The following is a 24,231-nucleotide window of genomic DNA, read 5'->3' as shown; positions in this document are numbered from 1 at the left end:
ACGGAGCAGGCACGGTGAGCGACGACGCGGCGGCAGCGCAGCCGATCTGGGACGACGCCTGGGACGCGTGGGTCGTGCGCGATCCCGAGAAGCCGGACGCATGGCTCATCTGGAGCGAGGCCTTGTCGAGCTGGCAGCCGCTGCCGGTCGGGCAGGGCGCGGTCCCGCCGGAGCCGCCGATCGAGGACCAGCCGGAACCGCTGCCCGCACCGGTCGCCGCCCGGTTTCACGCGAACGGGCCGCTGCGCGCCGATGGCCCGAGCGGTGACCTCGCCGGTCCTGCCGTCGCTCCGGGACCGCGCCGTGCGACGTACGAGGCGCCGATCGCGGCAGCCCAGGCGCAGATGGGCACGGCTGCGCATCCCGCCCCCGTGGCGCCGAACTCCTGGCCCTTCGTCGACCCCTCCACCGCTCAGCTCATCGCGGTGCCGGCGCCCCGCTCCGCGGGCGGTGGCACGGCCGTCCTGGCCCTCGGCATCGCGGCGATCGGCGTCGGGGCGCTGGTGATGCTCGTCGGCCTCGCCTCCTCATCCCTCCTGGCTCTCGGCGTCGGCGATCCCGGCGCAGTACGCGTCGTCGTCAACCTGCTGGCCGTGCTGACCTTCCCGATCGCGGTGCTCGGCGTCGTGCTCGGCGCACTGCAGCTGCGAGGCGGAACCGCCCGGCACCGGGACCGTGCGCTCATCGGGTTCGGCGTCTGCGCCACGGTGACGCTCATGCTCGTCGCACGGGCGGTCGTCGCGATGGCCAACACCGTGCTGCACGGCTACCCGCTGCTCTGAGGGCCTGTCGCTCCGAAGGGTCGCGCGGCCGCGTGATGGCGCTCGGCGCCGCGGTCGAACCTCGTGGACTCCTCCGCGCTCGCGCTGCTGCTGCCCTGTTCAGACCGCCGAGCTCACCGCCGCCACGAGCTCGTCGACATCGCCGGGCTCGGTGTCCCACGAGCACATGAGGCGCACCTCGCCGGCCCCGCCGGGCCAGTCGTAGAAGGCGAAGCGCTCGCGCGCCCGCTCCGCGGCTCCGGGCGGCAACGCCGCGAACACGGCGTTCGCCTCGGTCGGCACGGTGAACCGCACCCCGTCGACCGCCTCGAGCCCCGCGCGCAGCCGACGGGCCATCGCGTTCGCGTGCGCCGCGTTGCGCTGCCAGAGCGGAGCCTCGGCGGGCTCGAGCAGCGCGAGCAGCTGCGCCGACACGAACCGCATCTTCGAGGCGAGCTGCATGTCCATCTTGCGCACGTACGGCGCACCCGCCCGGCCGGCCTCGCCGAGCAGCACGACGGCCTCCGCACCGAGCAGCCCGTTCTTGGTGCCGCCGAGGCTGATCGCGTCGACACCCAGGTCGCTCGACAGAGCGGCCAGCGGCACGCCGGCCGCCGCGGCGGCGTTGGCGAGGCGCGCCCCGTCGAGATGCACGAGCATGCCGAGGCCGTGCGCGTGCTCGACGACCGCGCGCAGTCCGTCGGCCGTGTAGGCCGTGCCGAGCTCGGTCGACTGCGTGACCGACACGGCCAGCGGCTGCGCTCGATGCTGGTCGCCGCGACCCCACGCCTGGCGGTCGATGAGCTCGGGGGTGAGCTTCGCGTCCGGCGCGTCGACGGTCAGCAGCGTGATGCCGGCGACCCTGGCGGGCGCTCCGTTCTCGTCGGTGTGCATGTGCGAGGTGGCCGCCGTGATGACCGAGCCCCACGGCGGCAGCATGCTCTGCAGCGCCACGACGTTCGCCCCGGTGCCGTTGAACAGCGGCCACACGGTCGCACCCTCGCCGAACAGCTCGGTGGTGAGCTCGCGCAGCCGCTCCGTGTACGGGTCGGCTCCGTATGAGCCCAGGTGCCCGCCGTTCGCGACACCGACGGCCTCGAGCACCTCCGGGTGCGCCGCGGCGAAGTTGTCGGACGCGAAGGAGCGGATGCGGGGATCGTGCAGCGGGGCGAGCGGCGGCGTCATGCGCTCCTGTCTACCGGATGCGCGCCTCCCGGTCGGAGCGAGCATCGCCCAGCGGATGCGCCGGATGCGCGCCGCGGCGGCGTGCAGCATCGCCTCATCCCAGGGGCGGCCGTGCGTCAGCGGTCGAGGTGGTCCGGCTCCGGTGCGGGTTCCGGGGCCGGGGCCGACCTGGCGGGGGCCGGGACGCCGCGGTCGATGCCGAGCACGAGCAGCACGAAGAGCAGCTGCAGGACCGCGAGCACCATGAAGAAGACCCCGACCGGCGAGTGCTGGCCGACGGCGACCGTCACGCGGTGCGTCCATGCCATGAGCAGGACGGACCCGAGCGCCGACCCGGCGAGCGCGAGCCGGTGGCCGCGCATGAGGGAGAAGGCGGTTGCGGCGCTCGACGCACCGAAGATCATGATCGCGACGCCGCGCACGTCGCGATCGGCGAAGAAGTCCGGCGAGGGCACCGCGAAGCCCGTGCCGAGCAGGATGCCGAGGCCGATCGCGAGCCCCGCGAGCGCGATGACGATCTGCACCACGAGGAGTGCGAACCACCAGGCCCGGTGCGACGGCATGCGCTCACACTATTGGCGGGCCCGGTAGGTGAGAACGCCCACTACTGGGGGATCAGATCACCACGCCGCGCGCGACGAGGAACGCCTCGGGGTCAATGAAGCTGCCACCCTGGTCGATCTTGAGATCGAGGTGGCATCCGGTGCCGACGCCGGTGCGCCCGACGTCGCCGACGAAGGTGCCCGCCTCGATCGTGTCGCCCTCGGCGACCCGGTAGCTGCCGGTGCCCAGGTGGCCGTAGACGGAGGAGACGCCCTCGCCGTGGTCGACGATGACGCGGTTGCCGTAGCCCCCGTCGGCGCCGACGAACGAGACGGTGCCGCCGCGCACCGCCTTGACGGGGGTGCCGCAGGCGGCGCCGAAGTCGATGCCCTCGTGCACGGGGTTGCTGCAGCCGGCCTCGTTGCAGATGATGCGACGCGGGCCGTACGGCGAGGTCATCGGGGCGGCGACCGGGCGGTACCAGCCCTCGTCGCTGCCGCGCAGGTACGACATGATGCCGTCGGCCGAGATGCGGCCGGCCTCGATGGCCGTCTTCTCGGCCTCGGAGAGGGCCATGAACCGATCGCGGATCTCGGGCTGCACGGCGGTCGTGTCGCCGCTCGCGATCTCGAGCGACTGCGCCTCGGGGTCGACCTGGCCGACCACCGAGCCGTTGGGCTCGCCCTGCGCGTTGAGCGCGTACGCCGGCAGCGCGACGCAGGCGAGCAGCGCGGGCGCGCCGAGCCAGGTCAGCGCGGCCTTGCGCGCGCGATGGCCGCTGGGTGCGCGGTCGTCCTCGCGGCGGGAGCGCCGCGACGGGCGGGCAGGACGAGCGGATGCACCGGCCTGCGGCCGCCGGCTCGTGCGCCGCGAGGCGCGTCGCTCGGCAGCGGCGGGCTCGTGCCCGGCGCCCTCCCACTCGGCGCCCTCCCACTCGGCGCGCAGCGCGTCGTCGCCGAGGAAGGCCAGCGCGGCCTCCGAGAGCCCCGCGGTGGACGTCGCGGGTTCGGCCAGCGGCGACGACGCGTTCGCTCCGTCGGAGCTCGGGGACTCGGAGTCGCGCTCGTCCGATCGGACGGCGGACGGATGCGGGCGCGCGGCGGCACGCTCGGCGCGCAGGGCTTCGCGGCGCGAGAGGGGCTGATCGGGCATCGAGAGGTGTTTCCGGAGAGCGGTCGAACGGTGGGGCGCGTCGCGGAACGGGGTGGCGACCGGGCCGAGTGTACGCCGCGGTCCTGGGAGCCGCCTCCCCGGTTCGGGGGTCGTCGTGCGATCCGTGTCAGGGGCCCGCGGTCTCGGCGGCGTGGATCGCGTCCGCGGCCCGCACGAGCGCCAGGTGCGAGAAGGCCTGCGGGGTGTTGCCGGCGTGCCGGCCCGTCGCGGGGTCGATCTCCTCCGCGAGCAGCCCCACGTCGTTCGCGAAACCGACCAGGCGGTCCATGAGCGCGACCGCCTCGTCGAACCGGCCCGAGCGGGCGTACTGCTCCACGAGCCAGAACGAGCAGGCGAGGAACGGATGCTCGTCGCCGCGCAGCCCGTCCACACCGGCGTCCGTGCGGTACCGCAGCAGCAGGCCGTCCCGCAGGAGGTCGCGCTCGACAGCGGCGACCGTGCCCAGCATCCGCTCGTCCGTCCAGTCGACGAAGCCGATCTGGGCGAGCTGCAGCAGCGACGCATCGACCTCGCTGCCGCCGTACACCTGCGTGTAGGCGCCCAGCTCGGCGTTCCAGCCCTCCTGCTCGATCTCGTCGCGCACCCGGTCGCGCAGCGCCTCCCAGCGCTCCACCGGCCCCGGCAGGCCGAGCTCGCGCACCGCCCGGATGCCGCGGTCGAAGGCGGCCCAGATCATGGCGCGCGAGTGCGTGAAGTGCTGCTCCGGCCCGCGGATCTCCCAGATGCCGCGATCCTCGCGGTCCCAGTGCAGCTCGATGTCGCGCAGCAGCGCCACCTGCAGCGCCCACGAGTCGGTGCTCTCGGTCACGCCGAGCCCTCGCGCCTCGTCGAGCGCGATCATCACCTCGCCGAAGATGTCGCCCTGGTACTGCGTGTACGCGTCGTTGCCGACCCGGGCGGGAGCGCTCCCGCGGTAGCCGGGCAGGCTGTCGAGGTCGCGCTCGGGCAGGCGGCGTTCGCCGGAGAGCCCGTACATGATCTGCACGTCGGCCGGATCGCCGGCGATCGCCCGCAGCAGCCAGCCGCGCCAGTGGTCCGCCTCCTCGCGGAAGCCGTGCAGCATGAGCGACTGCAGCGTGAGCGAGGCGTCGCGCAGCCAGACGTAGCGGTAGTCCCAGTTGCGCTCGCCGCCGAAGTCCTCGGGCAGGCTCGTGGTGGCCGCGGCCACGATGCCGCCGGTGTCCTCGTGCGTGAGCGCGCGCAGCACGAGCAGCGAGCGCCGCACGATCCCCTCGTAGCGGCCGGGCGCATCGCAGCCCTCGGACCAGCGCCGCCACCAGTCGTTCGTGCGGTCGAGCTGCTCGTCGACGTCGATCGGGGCCGGCGGCTCCCGGTGCGCCGGGTACCAGGTGAGCACCGTGTCGACCCGCTCACCGGCGGCCACGTCGAAGACGGCCTCGTGGCGGTGATCGGTCGCGCGCAGCCGCGGACCGCGCACGATCACCGCATCCGGTCCGGCCGTCGCGATGAGCGCCTGCTCGTCCTCCGACTGGCGCACCCAGGGCATCGCGGCGGCGTAGTCGAAACGGATGCGCAGCTCCTGCCGCATCCGCACGGTGCCGGAGACGCCGCGCACCCGGCGCACCACATCCGCTCGTCGATCGCCGTGCGGCATCACGTCGAGCACCTCGACCTCGCCGGTCGGCGTGGCCCACCGGGTGATGAGCGTGAAGGTGCCGTCGTCGTAGCCGCGCCCGAGCATGCGCGCCTGCGGGTCCTCGGGCGCAAGCAGCCAGCGGCCGTGGCGCTCGTCGCCGAGCAGGGCGCCGAAGGTGCTCGACGAGTCGAAGCGCGGCAGGCAGAGCCAGTCGATGCTGCCGTCGGTGCCGACGAGCGCGCCGGTATGGCAGTCGCCGATGAGCGCGTAGTCCTCGATCGCGAGTGGCATGGGCTCATCCTGGCGCAGGGCGGATGGATGCGCGCCGCACGCGTCACGGCGCGGCGGCTCGGGTGCGCGCGGCGGCTCGGGTGCGCGCGGGGCCGCGCGTCCGGGTCGTGCAACTCAGCGTCGAGGCGACGACTCATGCGGTTCGGCCGTGCTGACTCGTCGCCTCGACGCTGAGTCGTGCGTATGGACCGGCGTGAGGCCGGTGCGGCGGGCGGGGACCAGGCGCGGCGGGGCCCGGATGTCGCTGGCCGAGCCCGTCCTCGCATCCCGCCCGCCGGCCGTGCCGACGACTCAGCACCGGAGCGACGACTCAGCGCCCGCGGAGGAGCTGAATCGTCGCTTCGATGATGAGTCACGCCGGAGGTTGTGCCCGAGGCCGGGCCCGTGCCGCCTACACCAGGTCCTTCCGCCAGGCGCCCTCGTAGCCGATCGGCACGAAGCCGAGCGCCTCGTTGACGTCGAGCATCGGGCGGTTCTCCTCGGCGTTGTAGGTGAGCACGCTCGGGTGCCCGGGGTCGCGGCGCTGCAGCTCGAGCAGGTTCGCCACCTTGAGCAGCATGCCCAGCCGGTGCCCGCGGTGCTCGCGCACCACCAGGGTGTCCTCCTGGTGCACGGGACGGTGGCGCTCGGCGGGCACGCTGAGCTGGTTGTAGCCCACGAGCGCCCCGCTCGGCACGTGCTCGACCACGGCGGTGAGGGTCGTGCGCGGGCTCGCCGCATCCGACTCCTCGGCCTCCAGCAGGCGGTCGACCGTCCAGACGTCCTCCGGGTCCTCGAGGCCGGCGCTGGGCGCATCCGTCGTCATGCGCGTGCGGAGCGCGGCCAGGTGCTCGCGCCACTCGGGCGGCGTGCGGCCGGCCCAGGCGTGCACGCGGTAGACGCCGCCGCTGCGCTCGAGCGTCTCCGCGACGCGCTGCTCGAGGTCGCCGAGCCCCTCGGGCAGCGGGTAGCGGCTGGCCCTCTCCACCTGCTCGAGCCGCCAGCCGCGGCGCAGCAGGAAGCCGGTCGACGACGCCGCCTCCGGCACCGAGCCGAAGCCGGTCGGAGAGGGGAGGGACGGCCCGTCGAGCGGAGGCACGGCCACCCAGGCGAGCAGGCGCGTGCGGCCCTCGGCGCGCGCGCCGGCCTCGATCCGATCGAGCAGCGCGCTGCCGATACCGAGGCCGCGGGCCTCGGGCAGTACCTGCACCGAGACGTAGCAGACGGGCCAGCCGGGCGCCGAGCGGGTCTCGGTGAGCCCGCGGGCCACGACCCGACCGTCGATCTCGGCCACCAGCAGCCTCTTGGGCTCCGCCGGGTCGGACCACTGCGGCAGCAGCTCCTCCGGCTGGAACGACAGCTCCTCGCCGGTGCCAAACGGCTCGTTCTCGACGGCGTTGCGCACGTCGATCGAGCCGGTGAAGCGCGCCGCGTCGGCCGACCCCTCGGGCGCGGGCACCTGCGGCTCCACGATGGTGAACGTCATGGCAGCGCCTTCCGCCGACCGGTCGGTCGCCGGGCAGCCGGCCAGGCTAGCAGAGCGGATGCGCGCCGTTCACGCCTCCGCGGGCGCCAGCCGCACGTACCAGGCGCCCTCGTCCTCGCTGGACGCCCTGACATCCAGCGCGGTCTCCGCCTGCATGCGCTCGACGCGGGACTCCGAGCAGTCGAGGTCGAGGTCCCGGTCCTCGAAGGCGAAGCGCACCGACGTCCCGAAGCAGCTGAATGTCGCGTCGTAGGCGCCGGACTCCAGACCCCCGAGGCCCACCGCGGAGTCCGAGACGCCGTCGAGCAGTCCACCGCCGGAAGGGCCGGGTCCGGCGGCGCTCTGCGCGTCGAGCCAGACCTCCGCCTCCGTCGGGTGCTCGTGCGGCACCGCGCATCCGCTCGCCAGCAACAGCAGCACGGGCAGGAGGAGCAGCAGGCGGCGGCGCACGCTGCTCAACCTAGCGACCCGCGCTCACCACTGCGACTTGGCGTAGTCCTTGAGGAAGATGCCGTAGAGGTCCTCGCCGTCCTCACCGCGCACGATCGGGTCGTAGACGCGCGCGGCGCCGTCGACCAGGTCGAGCGGGGCGTGGAAGCCCTCCTCCGCGAGGCGCAGCTTGGTGAAGTGCGGGCGCTCGTCGGTGATCCAGCCGGTGTCGACGCTGGTCATGAGGATGCCGTCGGTCTCGAACATCTCGCGGCCGCTCGTGCGGGTGAGCATGTTGACCGCGGCCTTCGCCATGTTCGTGTGCGGGTGGCCGGGGCCCTTGTAGCCGCGGTTGAAGACGCCCTCCATCGCGCTGACGTTGACGATGTACTTGCGCCGTGCAGGCGACTGCTTCATGGACTCGCGCAGCTTCGAGATGAGGATGAACGGCGCCGTCGAGTTGGCCAGCTGCACCTCGAGCAGCTCGATCGGCTCGACCTCCTCCACCGCCTGCACCCAGCTGTTGGTGTGCGCCTCGTCGGGCACCAGACCGCCGGCGTCGATCGCGGTGCCCATGCGGTGCTTCTCGATGCTCGAGCTGCCTGCCGCCATCGCGAGGTCGGTGAGCTCCTCGGCTTTGGAGGCCGCCGCGGCGAGGATCGGATGCGCCGTCACCGACTGCGTCAGGGCGAGCGGATGCGCGTCGTTGGTGTGCCCGAAGGTCACGAGTTCCGGCAGCGGCCCGTCGGGCAGTGGCGCGAGCTCGGCCTCGACGAGCGGCTGGTACGCGCCCTTGGTGCGGCGCACCGTCTGCGCGGCGTTGTTGATGAGGATGTCGAGCGGCCCCTGCGCCGCGACGTCCTCGGCGAGGCCGATCACCTGGGCCGGGTCGCGGAGGTCGATGCCGACGATGCGCAGGCGGTGCAGCCAGTCCGCCGAGTCGGGCAGCGACTGGAAGCGGCGCACCGCGTCGCGCGGGAAGCGGGTGGTGATCGTGGTGTGGGCGCCGTCGCGCAGCAGCCGCAGTGCGATGTACATGCCGATCTTGGCGCGGCCGCCGGTGAGCAGCGCCCGCCTGCCGGTGAGGTCGGTGCGCGCGTCGCGCTTGGCGTGGTTCTCGGCCGCGCACCGCGGGCAGAGCTGATGGTAGAACGCGTCGACGAGCGTGTAGTCCTGCTTACAGACGTAGCAGGGGCGCGGCTTGCGCAGCTCGCCGGCGATCGGGGTCTCCACCCGGGTCGCCAGCGGGATGCCACGGGTCTCGTCATCGATGCGGTCGGCGGCGCCCGTGGCGGTGGCGGCCACGACGGCCCGGTCCCACTCGGCGATCTCGGCGCGCTTCTCGAGCCGGCGGTGCGTCTTGACGGCCTTGAACATCTTGCCGGTGGCGCGACGCACGGCGACGAAGTCGGGGTGCTCCTCGTCGACGGTGTGCACCATGCCGAGCACCTTGAGCGTCGTCGCCAGCTCGTCGGGGTCGATGCCGCTCGGGCCGTGCTGGGGTGCGGGGGTCTCGGAGGTCACAGGAGATCGTACCTGCCGGCGGCAGACGGCCCGACGCCCGGCCGTTCGCCGACGAGGGGACGGTCGAGGTCCTTCCCCGGCCGTGCGACGGCATCTGCCGTCCCCTCGACCGCGGCCCTCAGGCGGAGGGCGGCGTGATCGGCCCGAGCCAGGCGTCCGCGACCGTGCGGTGCGCGCTGTCCTCGTTGGACGGATGGAAGCCGGCCGCGAGCACGTCGCGCTGCAGTCGGGCGAGCTCCGCATCCGCCCGGTACCCGGCCGCGCCCGCGATCGCCGCGGCCTCGCGCACGACCTCGCCGGAGACCCGGGCCGCCCGCGTCTTGAGGCCCACGAGCTTCGCGAACCACAGGCTGCCGTGCCCGGCCTGCTCGTCGACGTCGCGCGCGAGCGCATCCGCCTCGATCAGCAGCCCGTCGAGCTCGATCGCCGCCTCGGCGACCCTCCAGCGCGTGACCGGGTCGTCGGCGGCGCGGAGCCCCGTCGACCGCGATGTCCGGGCGGAGGCGGATGCGGCCGCCAGCTCCAGCGCGCGCGTCGCGAGCCCCGCGTACACGTTGGCGATGAGCACCTCGAAGCTCGCGAAGATCGCGAAGACCAGCGGATCGGGGTTCGGCCCCGGATCGAGGCGTCGGATCACCCGGTCGGATGCGGCCGGCGCGCCGTGGAGGGAGGTCGTGTTCGAGCGGGTCGCACGCATGCCGAGCATGTCCCAGTCGTCCTCGGCGACGATCGCGTCGCCGCGCTCGAGGAAGGCGTAGACCAGCTTGGGCGCGTCGGCGGAGACGTCGTCCCGGCCGAAGACGCCGAGGCGCGTCCAGGCGGGCGCGAGCGAGGTGAAGACCTTGCGGCCGGTGAAGCGGTAGCCGCCGTCCGGCTGCGGCTCAGCGACCGTTCCGGAATCGAAGAGCACGAGGTCGTTGCCCGCCTCGCTGATGCCGAAGGCGAAGAGCTCGCCGGCCGCGGCCTCGCGCAGCAGGAACTCGAGCGAGGCGTCGCCGCGCTCGCGCAGCACCACCGCGACGCTCGTCCAGACCAGGTGCATGTTGATCGCGAGCGCGGTGGCCGGCGCGGCGGCGGCGAGCCGGCGCTGCTCGGCGGCCAGCTCGCGCAGGCCCAGCCCGTGGCCGCCGAGCTCGACCGGTACGCCGGCCTCGAGGTAGCCGGCCTCGCGCAGCTCGGCGAGGTCCTCGTGCGGGAAGGCGTTCGCGGCGTCGTAGCCGGCGGCCCGGGAGCGGATGCGCTCCAGCAGATCGTCCTCGAGCCGGAACCGCGCCGCGTCACCCATGCGCCCACGCTACGCCCGCCGCCCGCCCGATGCTCGCCCTGCGTTCTGTGGACGAGCGCTGGGAGCGTGCTCCGCCGCATCCGCCCCTTCGTATCGTCATCCGCAGGCGGTGCGACCGCCGAGAACGACATCACCCGAACGAAGGAGGGGCCATGGGACTGCTCGACAGTGCGAAGGACGCCGCCGCGGCGACCGGCAAGAAGATCGGCGAGGCCGTCGAGGACGCGAAGGACCGCATCAGCGACAAGGCTGACGAGGCCCGCGCCGAGTCCGAGGTGCGCAAGGCCGAGGCCGACGTCAAGAAGGCCGAGACCGACCGCGACGCCGTGCAGGCGAAGAACGAGTTCAAGGAGGACCTGCGCTAGTCGCGGACCCTTTCAGTGCGAGGGCCGGCACCCGTGGGGTGCCGGCCCTCGTCGCGTTCGCGTCACGCGACGGCGTCCGCGTCACACGGCGGCGTTCGCGTCACGCGACGGCGTCCGTGCGGGCGACGCGGTCCGCGGTACCGATGCGGCCGATCCCGGTCACCGCGGCAGTCGCAGCTGCGCCCCGTAGGCGGTGCAGGTCGCCCCGGCCACGGCCATCGCGCGGTCCAGCAGCGCCTGCCAGCCGGCCGCATCCGTCGGCTCGCCCGCCGCGAGTCCCGCCACGACGGTGGCGAGCGTGGCGTCGCCGGCGCCCATCGTGTCGACGACCGCATCCGCTTGTACGGTCACCGGAGCGGATGCGCCGACACCCTCGCCGTGCAGGCTCGCCCCCGCGGCCCCTCCGTCGCCAGAACGAGCCGCGTGCCGGAGGCGCGCAGCGCCGCCACGAGCGCGTCGAGCCCGTCGAAGCCGAGCACCGCGGCGTCCTCATCGCTCACCTTGACGAGCAGCGCGCGCGAGGCCGCCTCGAGGAATCCGGCGCGGAAGGCGTCGCGGTCGTTCAGCATGCCCGGGCGCGGGTTCGGGTCGATCACGAGCCGGCCCTCGGGCGACGGCACCTCGGCGATCGCGCGGGCCTGGCGCGCGTCGTCGAAGGCCACGCAGCTGACGACCACCAGGTCGTCGCCGAGGTCGACCCCGTCGAGCTCCACCCGCCGCCGCATGGCGGCCTCGTTGAAGACGTAGCTCGGCTCGCCCGCGATGCGCACCGAGGTCGCGCGAGCAGTGCCGTCCGGTGCGGCGGTCGCGACGAGCGGCACGTGCGCGGCCTCGAGGTGCGCGCGCACGGCGTCGCCGTCCGCGTCGTCGCCGACCATCGCGACCAGGCGCGCATCGACGCCCAGCGTGCGCAGGCCTGCGGCCACGTTGAGCGCGGCGCCGCCGACCGCCTCCACGGTCGTGTCGCCGTCCTGCCACTCGTCGATGAGGGCGTCGCCGATCACGATCGCTCGCCGCACCGCTCCGGTCATCGTGCCGCTCCGCTCATCCGCATCCGTTCGATCAGTCGTTGAACTCGCCCGGGACCTTGCCGGTGCGGCCCGACTCGCCGGCGTCGAGCGCGTCGATCGCGGCCATCTGCACCTCGTCGAGCACGAAGCCGAACACGTCGATGTTGTCGCGGATGCGCTCCGGCGTCACGGACTTCGGGATCGCGATGCGCCCCTGCTGCAGGTGCCAGCGCAGCACCGCCTGGGCGGGGGAGATGCCGTGCTCGGCGGCGATGCCCGCGAGCACCGGGTCGTCGAGCACGCTGCCGCGGCCGAGTGGCGCCCAAGCCTCGGTCAGGATGCCGTGGCGCTCGCCGTAGGCGCGCACCTGCTCTTGCTGCAGGCGGGGGTGCAGCTCCACCTGGTTGAGCACCGGCGTCTCCAGGCCCGCCTCGCGCAGCGCCTCGAGATGCTCGGGCTCGAAGTTGCTGACGCCGATCGAGCGCACCCGCCCCTCGCCCTTGAGGGTCTCGAGGGCGCGGTAGGTGTCGACGAAGAGACCGCGCGCGGGCTGCGGCCAGTGGATCAGGTACAGGTCGACCACGCCCAGGCCCAGCAGCCGCTCGCTCTCGGCGAAGGCGGCGAGGGTGGCGTCGTAGCCCTGGTCGGCGTTCCAGACCTTCGTGGTGACGAACACCTCGTCGCGGTCGAGCCCGCTCGCGCGCACCGCCTCGCCGACGCCCTGCTCGTTGGCGTAGAGCGTCGCGGTGTCGATGTGCCGGTAGCCGGCCGCCAGGGCCACCGAGACGGCCTCGGCGGTCTGGGCCGGCGGCGTCTTGTAGACCCCGAAGCCGAGCTGCGGGATCTCGCGTCCGTCGTGCAGGGCGAGCGTGGGGCTGATCGCGGAGGTCATGCCCCCATCCTGGCGTGCGCCGCAGGCCCCGGCCGCATCGCCCGGCCGGCGCACGGTTGCGCAGCTGCCGCAGTCCGCCCCCTCGGGGCCTGTCCTGTCCTGTCCTGCCTGTCCTGTCCTGCCTGCCTGCCTGTCCTGCCTGCCTGTCCTGCCTGCCTGCCTGCCTGCCTGCCCTGTCCTGTCCAGCCAGCCTGTCCCAAATGACGGAATCAGAAGCGGATGCGGCGCAGTGGTGGGGTGGCAGGTGCGGCCGCCGCGTTCATCTCCGTCATTCGGTACGGGGTTGCGGCGTTCCGCCGGTCCGCCGGACCCGGCTGCCGGGCTGCCGGCCAGCCCGGCCCGTTCGCCCTGGCCTGCCCGCCCTTACCGGCCGGCTCGCCCTTGCCGGCCTGCTCGCCCGCCCTGCGCTGCCGGCCCTGTCCCGAATGACGGAATCAGAAGCGGATGCAGCGCAGTGGTGGGGTGGCAGGTGCGGCCGCCGCGTTCATCTCCGTCATTCGGTACGGGGTTGCGGCGTTCCGCCGATTCATTGGGTCCGGCCGGCCACCGACCGGCCGGCGGGCTGCTGGCGCTGCCTGACCGCTTCCGCGCTGCCGGCCCTGTCCCGAATGACGGAATCAGAAGCGGATGCGGAGCGGTGGCGGCAGTGCGGGCGCGGCTGGGCCGCCGATCTCCGTCATTCGGTACCGGTTCGACCACCGGCACCGGCACCGGCACCGGCACCGATAAGACCACCGGCACCGACACGACCAGCGGCACCCGCCCCGGCGCGACCAGGTCGCCGGTGCGGGCTGCCGCGCTGAGCGCCGCAACCGGGAGCCGGCAGCCCCGCGCCCTCAGCCGACGAGCTCGATGGGCTCCGTGTCGGGGCGCGGGCCCGCGTCCTTGCCGCGCAGATCGGGCAGCCAGCGCACCGAGATCACGGACACGATCACGCCCAGCACCGCGAGGGCGCCGCCGACCCAGAACGCGCCCCGCGGTCCGACGCCGTCGATCATGAAGCCGGCGAGCGCGCTGCCGGCCGCCGCGCCGATCAGCTGGCCGGTGCCCACCCATCCGTACGCCTCGGCGGTCTCGCTGAAGCGCAGGCTCGACGAGACGCTCGTGAAGATGGCGGCCAGCGCGGGGGCGATGCCGAGGCCCGCGATGAGCAGCGCGATCGAGAGCCACCAGGCCTCGAGCAGAGCGGATGCGAGCGCGACGCCGACCGCGACGACGGCCATGCGGCGCGCGACCGCCCAGGGGAGATGCCGATGTGGCCGAAGGCGAGCCCGCCGACCAGCGAGCCGACGGCGAAGACGGCGAGCACGATGCCCGCCTCGAGGCCGTCGTGGCCGAACACCGCGACGACGCCCGCCTCGACGGCCGCGGCGGTGCCGATGAGCAGCATACCCACCACGGTGGCGATGGCCACGATCGGCTTGAGGAGCACCTTGCCGAAGCCGCCGCGGCTGCGGGGATGCGCACGCGGCCGAGCTCGGGCGAGCTGAGGAAGAAGAGGCCGCCGACGAGGGTCAGCGCGGCCGGCACCAGCACGCCCCAGGCGGTGCCGATCTGCGTCGAGATGAAGGTGATGGCGACCGGGCCGGCGATCCAGATGACCTCCTGCGCGCTCGCGTCGAGCGAGAAGAGCGGGGTCAGCTGCTTCGCGTTGACCATCTTCGGGTAGATGGTGCGCACGGCCGGCTGGATGGGCGGGGTCGAGAGGCCGACGAGCAGCGCGACGAGCACGAAGGCCCAGACCGGCAGCGCCAGCGCGAGCACGGCGATGGCGGCGGTGCACACGGCCATCGTGATGGCGATCACCGGCCGCATGCGCCAGGCGCCCATCCAGCGGCCCAGCAGCGGTCCCGAGACGGCCTGGCCGATGCTCAGCGCGGCGAGCACGAGCCCGGCCGCGCCGTACGAGTCGTGGGTCTGCTCGACGTGCATCAGCACACCCAGCGACAGCATCCCAGCGGGCAGTCGCGCGATCAGCTGCGCGCTCACGATCCGGGCCACCCCGGGGGTCTTCAGCAGGTCTCCGTACGCGCTCATCCGGTCTGCCACGATACTCCGACGCGACACGCCGAGCGGATGCGCGGATCCGGATTTCCACACCCTCGGCTTCCTGAACGCGAGCCGGGTCGGTGGACCGGTGGACAGTGGGCTCCGAAGCCCGGTTTCGCGGCCCTCGCCATCCACAGGGGCTGTGGAAACGCTTGTGGAGAATGACACGGCTGTAACACTGCATCTAGTGGTCGGAGCGAAAGCGAGCACTAGATGTAGTGCTCATGTCGGTGGTGGGGCATACACTGGAGTCACCGCAGCGCACCACGTCCCCCGCAGGGAACGGGGCCGCTCGGGGGAGCCCCCGAACATCGATTTTCACGTCCAGCAGGAGGATTCAGGCCATGGCGATCACCGTCTACACCAAGCCGTCGTGCGTGCAGTGCACGGCCACGTACCGCGCCCTCGACAGCAAGGGCATCGAGTACGAGGTGCTCGACGTCTCGGCCGACGAGCACGCGCTCGAGACCGTGAAGAACCTCGGCTACCTGCAGGCCCCCGTGGTCGTCACCGACGAGGGCCACTGGAGCGGCTTCCGCCCCGACAAGATCGACGAGCTCGCCGCCCGCATCGGCTGACCCGGTCGCCATGAGCCGCCTCGTCTACTTCTCGAGCGTCTCGGGCAACACCCACCGGTTCGTCGAGAAGCTCCGCGCTGCTCATCCTGGTCTGGACGCGTCGCGCATCCCGCTGAAGACCAAGGAGGACAGCCTCTCGGTCGTCGACCCCTACGTGCTCGTGCTGCCCACCTACGGTGGCGGCAACGGGCGGGGCGCCGTGCCGAAGCAGGTCATCACGTTCCTGAACGACCAGCAGAACCGATCCCTCATCCGCGGCGTCATCGCCGCAGGAAACACCAATTTCGGCGAGGCGTACTGCCTCGCCGGCGACATCGTCGCCCAGAAGTGCGGTGTGCCCTTCCTCTACAAGCTCGAACTCTTCGGCACGCCTGACGACGTGGCGGCCGTCTCCACAGGATTGGACGAATTTTGGCGACTTCACCCGTAGCCGACGTGCTCGACGACAGCCAGGTCAGCACCATCCAGAACCAGGTCGGTCTGGACTACCACTCGCTCAACGCGATGCTGAACCTCTACGGCCCGAACGGCGAGATCCAGTTCGACAAGGACCGCGAGGCCGCCAAGCAGTTCTTCCTGCAGCACGTCAACCAGAACACGGTCTTCTTCCACAACCTCAAGGAGCGCCTCGACTACCTGGTCGAGAAGGAGTACTACGAGCAGGCCGTGCTCGACCAGTACTCGTTCGAGTTCATCCAGCAGCTCAACGACCTCGCCTACTCGAAGAAGTTCCGCTTCGACACCTTCTTGGGCGCGTTCAAGTACTACACGAGCTACACGCTCAAGACCTTCGACGGCAAGCGCTACCTCGAGCGCTTCGAGGACCGCGTCGTCATGACCGCCCTCGGCCTCGCCGCCGGCGACGAGCAGCTGGCGATCAACCTCGTCGAGGAGATCGTCGGCGGCCGCTTCCAGCCGGCCACCCCCACCTTCCTCAACGCCGGCAAGGCGCAGCGCGGCGAGCTCGTCTCCTGCTTCCTGCTCCGCATCGAGGACAACATGGAGTCGATCGCCCGCGGCATCAACTCCGCCCTGCAGCTCTCGAAGCGCGGCGGCGGCGTGGCCCTGCTGCTGTCGAACATCCGCGAGGCCGGCGCCCCGATCAAGCAGATCGAGAACCAGTCGTCGGGCATCATCCCCGTCATGAAGCTGCTCGAAGACAGCTTCAGCTACGCGAACCAGCTCGGCGCGCGTCAGGGCGCGGGCGCGGTGTACCTCAACGCGCACCACCCCGACATCATGAAGTTCCTCGACACCAAGCGCGAGAACGCGGACGAGAAGATCCGCATCAAGACGCTCTCGCTCGGCGTCGTGCTGCCCGACATCACCTTCGAGCTCGCGAAGAACAACGAGGACATGTACCTGTTCTCGCCGTACGACGTCGAGAAGGTCTACGGCGTGCCCTTCGGCGACATCTCCGTCACCGAGAAGTACCGCGAGATGGTCGACGACGCGCGCATCCGCAAGACCAAGATCAACGCGCGGCACTTCTTCCAGACCCTCGCCGAGCTGCAGTTCGAGTCGGGCTACCCGTACATCATGTTCGAGGACACGGTGAACAAGGCCAACCCGATCAAGGGCCGGATCAACATGAGCAACCTGTGCTCGGAGATCCTGCAGGTCAACACTCCGACGTCGTACAACGAGGACCTCTCGTACGACGCCATCGGCAAGGACATCTCCTGCAACCTCGGCTCGCTGAACATCGCGCTGACGATGGACGCCCCGGACTTCGGCAAGACCGTCGAAACCGCCATCCGCGGCCTCACCTCGGTGTCGAACCAGAGCCACATCGCGTCCGTCCGCTCGATCGAGGTCGGCAACGACAAGAGCCACGCGATCGGCCTCGGCCAGATGAACCTGCACGGCTACCTCGCCCGCGAGCGCGTCCACTACGGCAGCGAGGAGGGCGTGGACTTCACGAACATCTACTTCTACACGGTGCTCTTCCACGCGCTGCGCGCCTCGAACCTCATCGCCACCGAGCGCGGCGAGACCTTCGACGGCTTCGAGGACTCGACCTACGCCTCGGGCGAGTTCTTCGACAAGTACACCGAGCAGGAGTGGGCACCCGCGACCGAGCGGGTGCGCGAGCTCTTCGCGGCGTCGAACGTGCACATCCCCACGCAGCAGGACTGGCTGGAGCTCAAGGCCAAGGTGCAGGCCACCGGCATCTACAACCAGAACCTGCAGGCCGTGCCGCCGACCGGCTCGATCAGCTACATCAACAACTCGACCTCGTCGATCCACCCGATCGCCTCGAAGATCGAGATCCGCAAGGAAGGCAAGATCGGCCGCGTCTACTACCCGGCGCCGTTCATGACGAACGACAACCTGGACTACTACCAGGACGCCTACGAGATCGGCTACGAGAAGGTCATCGACACCTACGCCGCGGCCACGCAGCACGTCGACCAGGGCCTCTCGCTCACGCTGTTCTTCAAGGACACGGCGACGACCCGCGACATCAACAAGGCGCAGATCTACGCGTGGAAGAAGGGGATCAAGACGATCTACTACATCCGCCTGCGTCAGATGGCGCTCGAGGGCACCGAGGTCGAGGGCTGCGTCAGCTGCATGCTGTGACCTGATCGGGCCGGGGGCATCCGCCTCCGGCCCGTTCCGCGGCCTCGCCGCATCCGATCCATCACCGAACCGCAGACAACGAACCGCAGAACAGGAACAACACCGTGGTCGAGAGCCTCAAGCTCGTGGACAGCGTCCAGGCGATCAACTGGAACCGCATCCAGGACGACAAGGACGTCGAGGTGTGGAACCGCCTCGTCAACAACTTCTGGCTGCCCGAGAAGGTGCCGCTGTCGAACGACGTGCAGTCGTGGGCCACCCTGACCCCGCAGGAGCAGCAGCTCACCATGCGGGTGTTCACCGGCCTGACCCTGCTCGACACCATCCAGGGCACCGTCGGCGCGATCAGCCTCATCCCGGATGCGCTCACCCCGCACGAGGAGGCCGTCTACACGAACATCGCGTTCATGGAGAGCGTGCACGCGAAGAGCTACTCCTCGATCTTCTCGACCCTCGCGTCGACGCCCGAGATCGACGACGCCTTCCGCTGGTCGGTCGAGAACGAGAACCTTCAGAAGAAGGCTCAGATCGTCATGGAGTACTACCAGGGCGACGACCCCCTCAAGCGCAAGGTCGCCTCGACCCTGCTCGAGTCGTTCCTGTTCTACTCGGGCTTCTACCTGCCCATGTACTGGTCGAGCCGCGCCAAGCTCACCAACACAGCCGACCTGATCCGCCTCATCATCCGCGACGAGGCCGTGCACGGCTACTACATCGGCTACAAGTTCCAGAAGGGCCTCGAGCTCGTCTCGGAGGAGAAGCGCCAGGAGATCAAGGACTACACGTTCTCGTTGCTCTTCGAGCTCTACGAGAACGAGGTCAAGTACACGGCGGACCTCTACGACCAGGTCGGCCTGACCGAGGACGTGAAGAAGTTCCTCATGTACAACGCCAACAAGGCGCTGATGAACCTCGGCTACGAGCCCCTCTTCCCGAAAGACTCCACCGACGTGAACCCGGCGATCCTCTCGGCGCTGTCGCCCAACGCCGACGAGAACCACGACTTCTTCTCGGGCTCCGGTTCGAGCTACGTCATCGGCAAGGCCGTCAACACCGAGGACGAGGACTGGGACTTCTGAGCCGACCCCTCGTCGCGAAGCGCCCCACCGTCGGCGGTCGGGGCGCTTCGCGCGTCCCGAGGCAGAGGATCGGATGCTGAACAGGCGGCGAGAGTGCTGACTGCGTCCAGCGGATGACCCCTTGAATGGGTGACGAACCGCCGGCGCCTGATCGAGCCTCGGCTCGAACCAGCACCCCTCGGAGGCCCGATGACCACCGCTCCGCGCACCGACGGCGGAGGCCGGCGGCGCCGTCCGCTCGCCGACGTCAACCCGCTCACCTTCTTCTCGACCGCCGGCATCATCGTGGCGATCTCGATCTGGGCCGTCATCGACACGAGCGGCGCGGAGGGCGTCATCGGCTCGGTCGTCGAGTGGGTCTCGGTCAACCTCGGCTGGTACTACTTCCTCATCGTCACGGCCGTGCTGGTGTTCGTCGTGGCCATCGCGGTCTCGCGCATCGGGCGTGTCAAGCTCGGTCCCGACCACGCGAAGCCGGAGTTCAACCTCTTCACCTGGGGCGCGATGCTCTTCGCCGCGGGTATCGGCATCGACCTCATGTTCTTCTCCGTCTCCGAACCGGTGAGCCAGTACCTCGCTCCGCCGCAGGGCGACGGGTCGACCGTGGAGGCGGCACGGCAGGCCATCGTCTGGACCCTGTTCCACTACGGCCTCACCGGCTGGGGCCTCTACGCGCTCGTCGGCCTGGCGCTCGGCTACTTCGCCTACCGGCACAACATGCCGCTGTCCCTCCGCTCCGCCCTCGTGCCGATCTTCGGCCAGCGGGTGCAGGGCCGTCTCGGCGACCTCATCGACACCGCCGCGATGCTCGGCACGGTCTTCGGCATCGCGACCTCCCTCGGCATCGGCGTGGTGCAGCTCAACTTCGGCTTCGAGTACCTGTTCGGCTGGGAGCAGGGGCTCCCCGCCCAGATCGGTCTCATCATCGCGGCCGTCGTCATGGCCACGCTCTCGGTCGTCTCCGGGGTGAAGAAGGGCATCCGCCGCCTCTCCGAGCTCAACGTCTACCTCGCGGTGGCGCTGATGGTCTTCATCCTCGTGGCCGGGCCCACCACGCTGCTGCTCGACGGCATCATGCAGAACATCGGCGACTACCTCGCCCGCTTCCCCGGCATGAGCCTCGACACCATGGCCTACGATCGGCCGGACGCGTGGATGAGCGCCTGGACGCTGTTCTTCTGGGCCTGGTGGGTGGCGTGGGCGCCCTTCGTCGGCCTGTTCCTCGCCCGCATCTCGCGCGGTCGCACCATCCGCCAGTTCGTCACCGGCGTGCTCGTCGTGCCGTTCGCCTTCATCGCACTGTGGATCTCGATCTTCGGCAACGGCGCCCTCGCCGTGGTGATGGGCGGCGATGCCGACTTCGGCGAGACCGCCGCGAACGTGCCGGAGGAGGCGTTCTACTCGCTGCTCGACCAGTACCCCCTCGCGCCGCTGACCGCCGCGATCGCCACGTTCACGGGGCTGCTCTTCTACGTGACCAGCGCCGACTCGGGTGCGCTCGTCATGGCGAAGTTCACCTCGCGGCCGGGCCCGCACGATGCGGACGGCGCGAAGTGGCTGCGCGTCTTCTGGGCGGTGATCACGGGCGTGCTCACGCTCGCGATGCTCTCGGTCGGTGGCGTCACTACCCTGCAGAACGCGACGATCGTGATGGGGCTGCCGCTGTCGGTGCTGCTCGTGTTCATCATGCTCGGCGTGCTGCGGGCGCTCCGTCTCGAGGGCACCCGGCTCGACAGCGCCGCTCGCGCGATGCCGTCCATCCTCTCCGGTCACAGCACTACGGGTGGCCGTCCGTGGCGTCAGCGGCTCGCCTCCATGGTGCGCCACCCCGGGCGCCGGCAGATCGAGCGGCAGGTCGGCTCGGTGGTCGAGCCGGCGCTGCGCAGCGTCGCCGAGGAGCTGCGGGAGCAGGGCGTGCACGCCGAGGTGACCGTCACCGACGTGGAGTCCTGCGGCATCCCCTCCGTGGATCTGCGCGTCTCCTCGGCCCCCGAACGCGGCTTCCGCTACCAGGTGTACCCCGTGCGGCACCCCGTGCCGAGCTACAACCTGCGCGCCGCGAGCACCGAGGACCACTACTTCGCCCTCGAGGTGTTCCTGCTCGAGGGGTCGCAGGGCTACCCGGTGACCGAGTTCACCGAGGAGCAGCTCATCGCCGACGTGCTCGACCAGTACCAGCGGCACCTCGCGTTCCTGCACTCGAGCGCGGCGCAGGCCGGCTCGACCGTGATCGCCGAACCCGGCACCGCCCCCGGTGACTGGGAGACCGACTTCGCCCCCGGAAAGGACGACTGAATGACCGCCACGCTCTTCATCGACGGACACTGGACCGCCGCCTCCGACGGGGGCACGCGCGAGATCCGCTGCCCCGCCGACGGCAGCCTTACCGCCACCGTCGCCGAAGCCACCCGCGAGGACACGGAGCGCGCCATCGGCGCGGCACGGCGTGCCTTCGACGAGGGCACGTGGCGCCGCACGCCGGCCGCCGAGCGCGGCGACCTGCTGCTGCGCTTCGCCGCCGCCCTGCGCGAGCGATCGGAAGAGTTCGCTCGCGCCGAGTCGAACGACACCGGCAAGCGCATCGTCGAATCGCGCATCGACATGGACGACATCGCGGCCTGCTTCGAGTACTTCGGCAAGCTCGCCGCCCAGGACGCGGGCCGCCTGGTCGATGCCGGCTCCGACAGCGTCGTGAGCCGCATCGAGTACGAGCCCGTGGGCGTCGCGGGCCTCATCACGCCCTGGAACTACCCGCTGCTGCAGGCGGCGTGGAAGATCGCGCCTGCCCTCGCGGCCGGCTGCTCGATCGTGCTCAAGCCCAGCGAGCTCACCCCCAGCACCGCGATCCTCACGATGCGCCTGCTCGACGAGCTCGGCCTGCCCGCCGGCACCGCCAACCTGGTGCTCGGCGCCGGTGCGACGGCCGGCGCCCCGCTCTCCGAGCACCCCGATGTCGATCTCGTCTCCTTCACGGGCGGGCTCGAGACCGGCAAGCGCATCGCCGCCTCGGCGGCCGCCACCGTCAAGAAGGTCGCGCTCGAGCTCGGCGGTAAGAACCCGAATGTCGTCTTCGCCGACGCGGACTTCGAGGCAGCCGTCGACAACGCCCTGAACGCCGGCTTCGTGCACTCGGGCCAGGTCTGCTCCGCCGGCGCCCGCCTCGTCGTGCAGGACTCGATCGCCGAGCGCTTCGTCGACGAGCTCGTGCGCCGGGCGGAGACGATCCGGCTCGGCGGGCCCTACGACGAGCACGCCGAGACGGGTCCGCTCATCTCCGCCGGCCACCGCGACAAGGTGACCGCCTACGTCGACGCGGGCATCGCCGAGGGCGCGCGGCTGCGCTGCGGCGGCCGCTGGGGCGAGGGCGATCTCGAGCAGGGCTTCTACTACCTGCCCACGGTGCTCGACCAGGTGCGCCAGGGCATGTCCGTGGTCGTCGACGAGGGCTTCGGTCCGGTCATCACGGTCGAGACCTTCACCGACGAAGCGGATGCGATCCGCATCGCCAACGACACGCGCTACGGCCTCGCCGGTGCGGTCTGGACCCAGGATGCGGGACGAGCGCAGCGCGTGGCTCGGGCGCTGCGCCACGGCACGATCTGGATCAACGACTACCACCCCTACCTGCCGCAGGCGGAGTGGGGCGGCTTCGGACATTCGGGCGTGGGCCGCGAGCTGGGGCCGACCGGCCTCGACGAGTACCGCGAGGCCAAGCACATCTACCAGAACACCGCCCCTCAGGTCACGGGCTGGTTCGGCGGCAGCGAGCAGGAGGCGCGATGAACGGCATGAACGAGCGGCCGGAGGCGGACCGCGAGGTCGACTACATCGTGATCGGCGGCGGCTCCGCCGGCTCGGTCATCGCGGCCCGGCTGAGCGAGGACCCCTCGGTGACGGTCGCGCTGATCGAGGCGGGTCCCGACGACCGCGACGACGACGCGATCCTGCGGCTCGACCGCTGGATGGAGCTGCTCGAGTCGGGCTACGACTGGGACTACCTGATCGAGCCCCAGGCGCACGGCAACTCCTTCATGCGCCACGCCCGCGCGCGGGTGATGGGCGGTTGCTCGAGCCACAACTCCTGCATCGCCTTCTGGGCGCCGCGCGAGGACATCGACGAGTGGTCGGAGCGCTTCGGCGCGCAGGGCTGGACGTCCGATGAGGCCTACCGGCTCTTCCGCAAGCTGGAGACGAACTCCGAGGCGGGACCCGATGCGCCGCACCACGGCGACGACGGCCCCGTGCACATCATGACCGTCCCGCCCGAGGACCCCTGCGGCGTCGCGCTGCTGGACGCCTGCGAGCAGGCGGGCATCCCGCGGGCGACCTTCAACGACGGCTCGACGGTGGTCAACGGGGCCAACTTCTTCCAGATCAACCGACGCGCCGACGGCACGCGGGCATCGTCGTCGGTGTCGTACATCCATCCGATCGCCGACCGCGAGAACCTCGTGCTGCTCACCGACCGGCAGGTCACGCGCATCGTGCTGGACGAGGAGCGGCGGGCCACCGGCGTCACGGTGGCGGGGGTCAGCTTCGGCCGCACCTCGACGATCTCCGCGCGGCGCGAGATCATCCTCTCCGCCGGCGCGATCGACAGCCCCAAGCTGCTCATGCTCTCGGGCATCGGCCCGGCGGAGCACCTCGCCGAGGTCGGCGTCGACGTGATCGTGGACGCGCCCGGGGTGGGCGAGCACCTCCAGGACCACCCCGAGGGCGTGATCCAGTGGGAGGCGAAGCAGCCCATGACGACCACCTCGACCCAGTGGTGGGAGGCGGGCATCTTCACGACGACCGAGGAGGGGCTCGACCGCCCGGATCTGATGTTCCACTACGGCTCGGTGCCGTTCGACATGCACACGGTGCGACAGGGGTACCCGACCTCGGAGAACGCCTTCTGCCTGACGCCGAACGTCACGCACGCGCGCTCGCGAGGCAGCGTGCGGCTGCGCAGCCGCGACTGGCGCGACAAGCCGCGGGTCGACCCGAACTACTTCACCGATCCGCACGACATGCGGGTCATGGTCGCCGGCATCCGCCGAGCACGCGAGATCGTCGCGCAGCCGGCGATGGCCGAGTGGGCGGGCCGCGAGCTCTTCCCGGGTGCCGAGGTGCAGACCGACGAGCAGATCGAGGACTACATCACCCGCACGCACAACACGGTCTACCACCCGGCCGGCACGGTGCGGATGGGGGCGGTCGACGATGCGCTCTCCCCGCTGGATCCGGAGCTGCGGGTGAAGGGCGTGCGCGGCCTGCGCGTCGCCGATGCCTCGGTCATGCCCGAGTTGACGACGGTGAACCCGAACATCACGACCATGATGATCGGCGAGCGCTGCGCCGAGTTGATCAGAGGTTTGCATGGCTGATCGGAGCTGGCAAGGCACATTCGCCGAGTCGGGTGCGCAGAGCTAGCGAG

Annotated in this window: 18 protein-coding genes and 2 pseudogenes; 9 read left to right on the top strand and 11 right to left on the bottom strand. The window is 71.3% G+C overall.

Annotated elements, in window-relative coordinates:
* The first annotated feature begins 14 nt into the window (after window positions 1-14).
* The gene (locus tag QQK26_RS08210; RefSeq protein WP_284231766.1) at window positions 15-782 is read left to right on the top strand and encodes a hypothetical protein; all 768 of its coding nucleotides are present in this window, start codon (window positions 15-17) and stop codon (window positions 780-782) included.
* Between the two features lie 99 nt (window positions 783-881).
* Here the strand turns inward: QQK26_RS08210 and QQK26_RS08205 are convergent, their stop codons facing one another.
* The 8 genes from QQK26_RS08205 to QQK26_RS08170 all read right to left on the bottom strand — a co-directional run bounded on the left by QQK26_RS08205 (window position 882) and on the right by QQK26_RS08170 (window position 10,253).
* On the bottom strand, window positions 882-1,946 hold the full coding sequence (locus tag QQK26_RS08205; protein ID WP_284234506.1) for a threonine aldolase family protein: 1,065 nt from the start codon (window positions 1,944-1,946) through the stop codon (window positions 882-884).
* Between the two features lie 116 nt (window positions 1,947-2,062).
* Window positions 2,063-2,509, bottom strand: a complete 447-nt coding sequence (locus QQK26_RS08200; protein ID WP_284231765.1) for a hypothetical protein — start codon at window positions 2,507-2,509, stop codon at window positions 2,063-2,065.
* 52 nt (window positions 2,510-2,561) lie between these two features.
* Window positions 2,562-3,641, bottom strand: coding sequence for a M23 family metallopeptidase (locus QQK26_RS08195; RefSeq protein ID WP_284231764.1), 1,080 nt, complete (start codon window positions 3,639-3,641; stop codon window positions 2,562-2,564).
* 127 nt (window positions 3,642-3,768) lie between these two features.
* The gene (locus QQK26_RS08190; RefSeq protein WP_284231763.1) at window positions 3,769-5,550 is read right to left on the bottom strand and encodes a glycoside hydrolase family 15 protein; all 1,782 of its coding nucleotides are present in this window, start codon (window positions 5,548-5,550) and stop codon (window positions 3,769-3,771) included.
* Between the two features lie 391 nt (window positions 5,551-5,941).
* Window positions 5,942-7,015 (bottom strand): GNAT family N-acetyltransferase, encoded by a 1,074-nt coding sequence (locus QQK26_RS08185; protein WP_284231762.1) that lies wholly within the window; start codon window positions 7,013-7,015, stop codon window positions 5,942-5,944.
* Window positions 7,016-7,084: 69 nt separating this feature from the next.
* Entirely contained in the window at window positions 7,085-7,465 is a 381-nt protein-coding gene (locus tag QQK26_RS08180) for a hypothetical protein (RefSeq protein ID WP_284231761.1), read from the bottom strand.
* A gap of 24 nt (window positions 7,466-7,489) precedes the next feature.
* Entirely contained in the window at window positions 7,490-8,968 is a 1,479-nt protein-coding gene (locus tag QQK26_RS08175) for an SDR family NAD(P)-dependent oxidoreductase (protein ID WP_284231760.1), read from the bottom strand.
* A 118-nt stretch (window positions 8,969-9,086) separates the two neighbouring features.
* A complete protein-coding gene (locus QQK26_RS08170) occupies window positions 9,087-10,253 on the bottom strand; it encodes an acyl-CoA dehydrogenase family protein (RefSeq protein ID WP_284231759.1) in 1,167 nt (388 codons plus the stop codon).
* A 152-nt stretch (window positions 10,254-10,405) separates the two neighbouring features.
* On the opposite strand from QQK26_RS08170, the gene QQK26_RS08165 reads away from it, so the two are divergent.
* Window positions 10,406-10,618, top strand: a complete 213-nt coding sequence (locus QQK26_RS08165; RefSeq protein WP_284231758.1) for a hypothetical protein — start codon at window positions 10,406-10,408, stop codon at window positions 10,616-10,618.
* A gap of 159 nt (window positions 10,619-10,777) precedes the next feature.
* Here the strand turns inward: QQK26_RS08165 and QQK26_RS08160 are convergent.
* From QQK26_RS08160 to QQK26_RS08150, 3 genes and pseudogenes are all read right to left on the bottom strand, one after another.
* A pseudogene (locus QQK26_RS08160) lies at window positions 10,778-11,649 on the bottom strand (PfkB family carbohydrate kinase).
* Window positions 11,650-11,680: 31 nt separating this feature from the next.
* A complete protein-coding gene (locus tag QQK26_RS08155; protein WP_284231757.1) occupies window positions 11,681-12,520 on the bottom strand; it encodes an aldo/keto reductase in 840 nt (279 codons plus the stop codon).
* An 836-nt stretch (window positions 12,521-13,356) separates the two neighbouring features.
* Window positions 13,357-14,557: pseudogene (locus tag QQK26_RS08150) on the bottom strand (MFS transporter).
* A gap of 356 nt (window positions 14,558-14,913) precedes the next feature.
* On the opposite strand from QQK26_RS08150, the gene nrdH reads away from it, so the two are divergent.
* The 7 genes from nrdH to QQK26_RS08115 all read left to right on the top strand — a co-directional run bounded on the left by nrdH (window position 14,914) and on the right by QQK26_RS08115 (window position 24,181).
* Window positions 14,914-15,147, top strand: coding sequence for a glutaredoxin-like protein NrdH (nrdH, locus tag QQK26_RS08145; protein WP_284231756.1), 234 nt, complete (start codon window positions 14,914-14,916; stop codon window positions 15,145-15,147).
* Between the two features lie 10 nt (window positions 15,148-15,157).
* Window positions 15,158-15,577, top strand: a complete 420-nt coding sequence (nrdI, locus tag QQK26_RS08140) for a class Ib ribonucleoside-diphosphate reductase assembly flavoprotein NrdI (protein ID WP_284231755.1) — start codon at window positions 15,158-15,160, stop codon at window positions 15,575-15,577.
* Between the two features lie 5 nt (window positions 15,578-15,582).
* Window positions 15,583-17,733 carry a class 1b ribonucleoside-diphosphate reductase subunit alpha gene (gene nrdE / locus QQK26_RS08135; protein ID WP_284234504.1) on the top strand — a complete coding sequence of 717 codons (2,151 nt, stop codon included), beginning with the start codon at window positions 15,583-15,585 and terminating at the stop codon, window positions 17,731-17,733.
* 104 nt (window positions 17,734-17,837) lie between these two features.
* Window positions 17,838-18,812, top strand: coding sequence for a class 1b ribonucleoside-diphosphate reductase subunit beta (gene nrdF / locus QQK26_RS08130; RefSeq protein ID WP_284231754.1), 975 nt, complete (start codon window positions 17,838-17,840; stop codon window positions 18,810-18,812).
* A gap of 189 nt (window positions 18,813-19,001) precedes the next feature.
* A complete protein-coding gene (gene betT, locus QQK26_RS08125) occupies window positions 19,002-21,107 on the top strand; it encodes a choline BCCT transporter BetT (RefSeq protein ID WP_284231753.1) in 2,106 nt (701 codons plus the stop codon).
* Window positions 21,108-22,595 (top strand): aldehyde dehydrogenase family protein, encoded by a 1,488-nt coding sequence (locus tag QQK26_RS08120; protein ID WP_284231752.1) that lies wholly within the window; start codon window positions 21,108-21,110, stop codon window positions 22,593-22,595.
* A complete protein-coding gene (locus QQK26_RS08115) occupies window positions 22,592-24,181 on the top strand; it encodes a GMC family oxidoreductase (RefSeq protein ID WP_284231751.1) in 1,590 nt (529 codons plus the stop codon). The genes QQK26_RS08120 and QQK26_RS08115 overlap by 4 nt, the downstream gene beginning before the upstream one ends.
* The last annotated feature ends 50 nt before the right edge of the window (window positions 24,182-24,231 follow it).

Origin of the sequence: Arenivirga flava, from assembly GCF_030161575.1 — a bacterium.
Lineage (GTDB): Bacteria > Actinomycetota > Actinomycetes > Actinomycetales > Microbacteriaceae > Arenivirga > Arenivirga flava.
Note: the sequence above shows the minus strand (reverse complement) of the source record. Positions and strands in the feature narration are given on the sequence as shown.

What these genes read in the sequence shown, in the direction of transcription:
- QQK26_RS08205 (WP_284234506.1), bottom strand. Translation starts at nt 1,946, where the DNA reads ATGACGCCGCCGCTCGCCCCGCTGCACGATCCCCGCATCCGCTCCTTC.
- QQK26_RS08200 (WP_284231765.1), bottom strand. Translation starts at nt 2,509, where the DNA reads ATGCCGTCGCACCGGGCCTGGTGGTTCGCACTCCTCGTGGTGCAGATC.
- QQK26_RS08195 (WP_284231764.1), bottom strand. Translation starts at nt 3,641, where the DNA reads ATGCCCGATCAGCCCCTCTCGCGCCGCGAAGCCCTGCGCGCCGAGCGT.
- QQK26_RS08190 (WP_284231763.1), bottom strand. Translation starts at nt 5,550, where the DNA reads ATGCCACTCGCGATCGAGGACTACGCGCTCATCGGCGACTGCCATACC.
- QQK26_RS08185 (WP_284231762.1), bottom strand. Translation starts at nt 7,015, where the DNA reads ATGACGTTCACCATCGTGGAGCCGCAGGTGCCCGCGCCCGAGGGGTCG.
- QQK26_RS08170 (WP_284231759.1), bottom strand. Translation starts at nt 10,253, where the DNA reads ATGGGTGACGCGGCGCGGTTCCGGCTCGAGGACGATCTGCTGGAGCGC.
- QQK26_RS08165 (WP_284231758.1), top strand. Translation starts at nt 10,406, where the DNA reads ATGGGACTGCTCGACAGTGCGAAGGACGCCGCCGCGGCGACCGGCAAG.
- QQK26_RS08155 (WP_284231757.1), bottom strand. Translation starts at nt 12,520, where the DNA reads ATGACCTCCGCGATCAGCCCCACGCTCGCCCTGCACGACGGACGCGAG.
- nrdH (WP_284231756.1), top strand. Translation starts at nt 14,914, where the DNA reads ATGGCGATCACCGTCTACACCAAGCCGTCGTGCGTGCAGTGCACGGCC.
- nrdI (WP_284231755.1), top strand. Translation starts at nt 15,158, where the DNA reads ATGAGCCGCCTCGTCTACTTCTCGAGCGTCTCGGGCAACACCCACCGG.
- betT (WP_284231753.1), top strand. Translation starts at nt 19,002, where the DNA reads ATGACCACCGCTCCGCGCACCGACGGCGGAGGCCGGCGGCGCCGTCCG.
- QQK26_RS08120 (WP_284231752.1), top strand. Translation starts at nt 21,108, where the DNA reads ATGACCGCCACGCTCTTCATCGACGGACACTGGACCGCCGCCTCCGAC.
- QQK26_RS08115 (WP_284231751.1), top strand. Translation starts at nt 22,592, where the DNA reads ATGAACGGCATGAACGAGCGGCCGGAGGCGGACCGCGAGGTCGACTAC.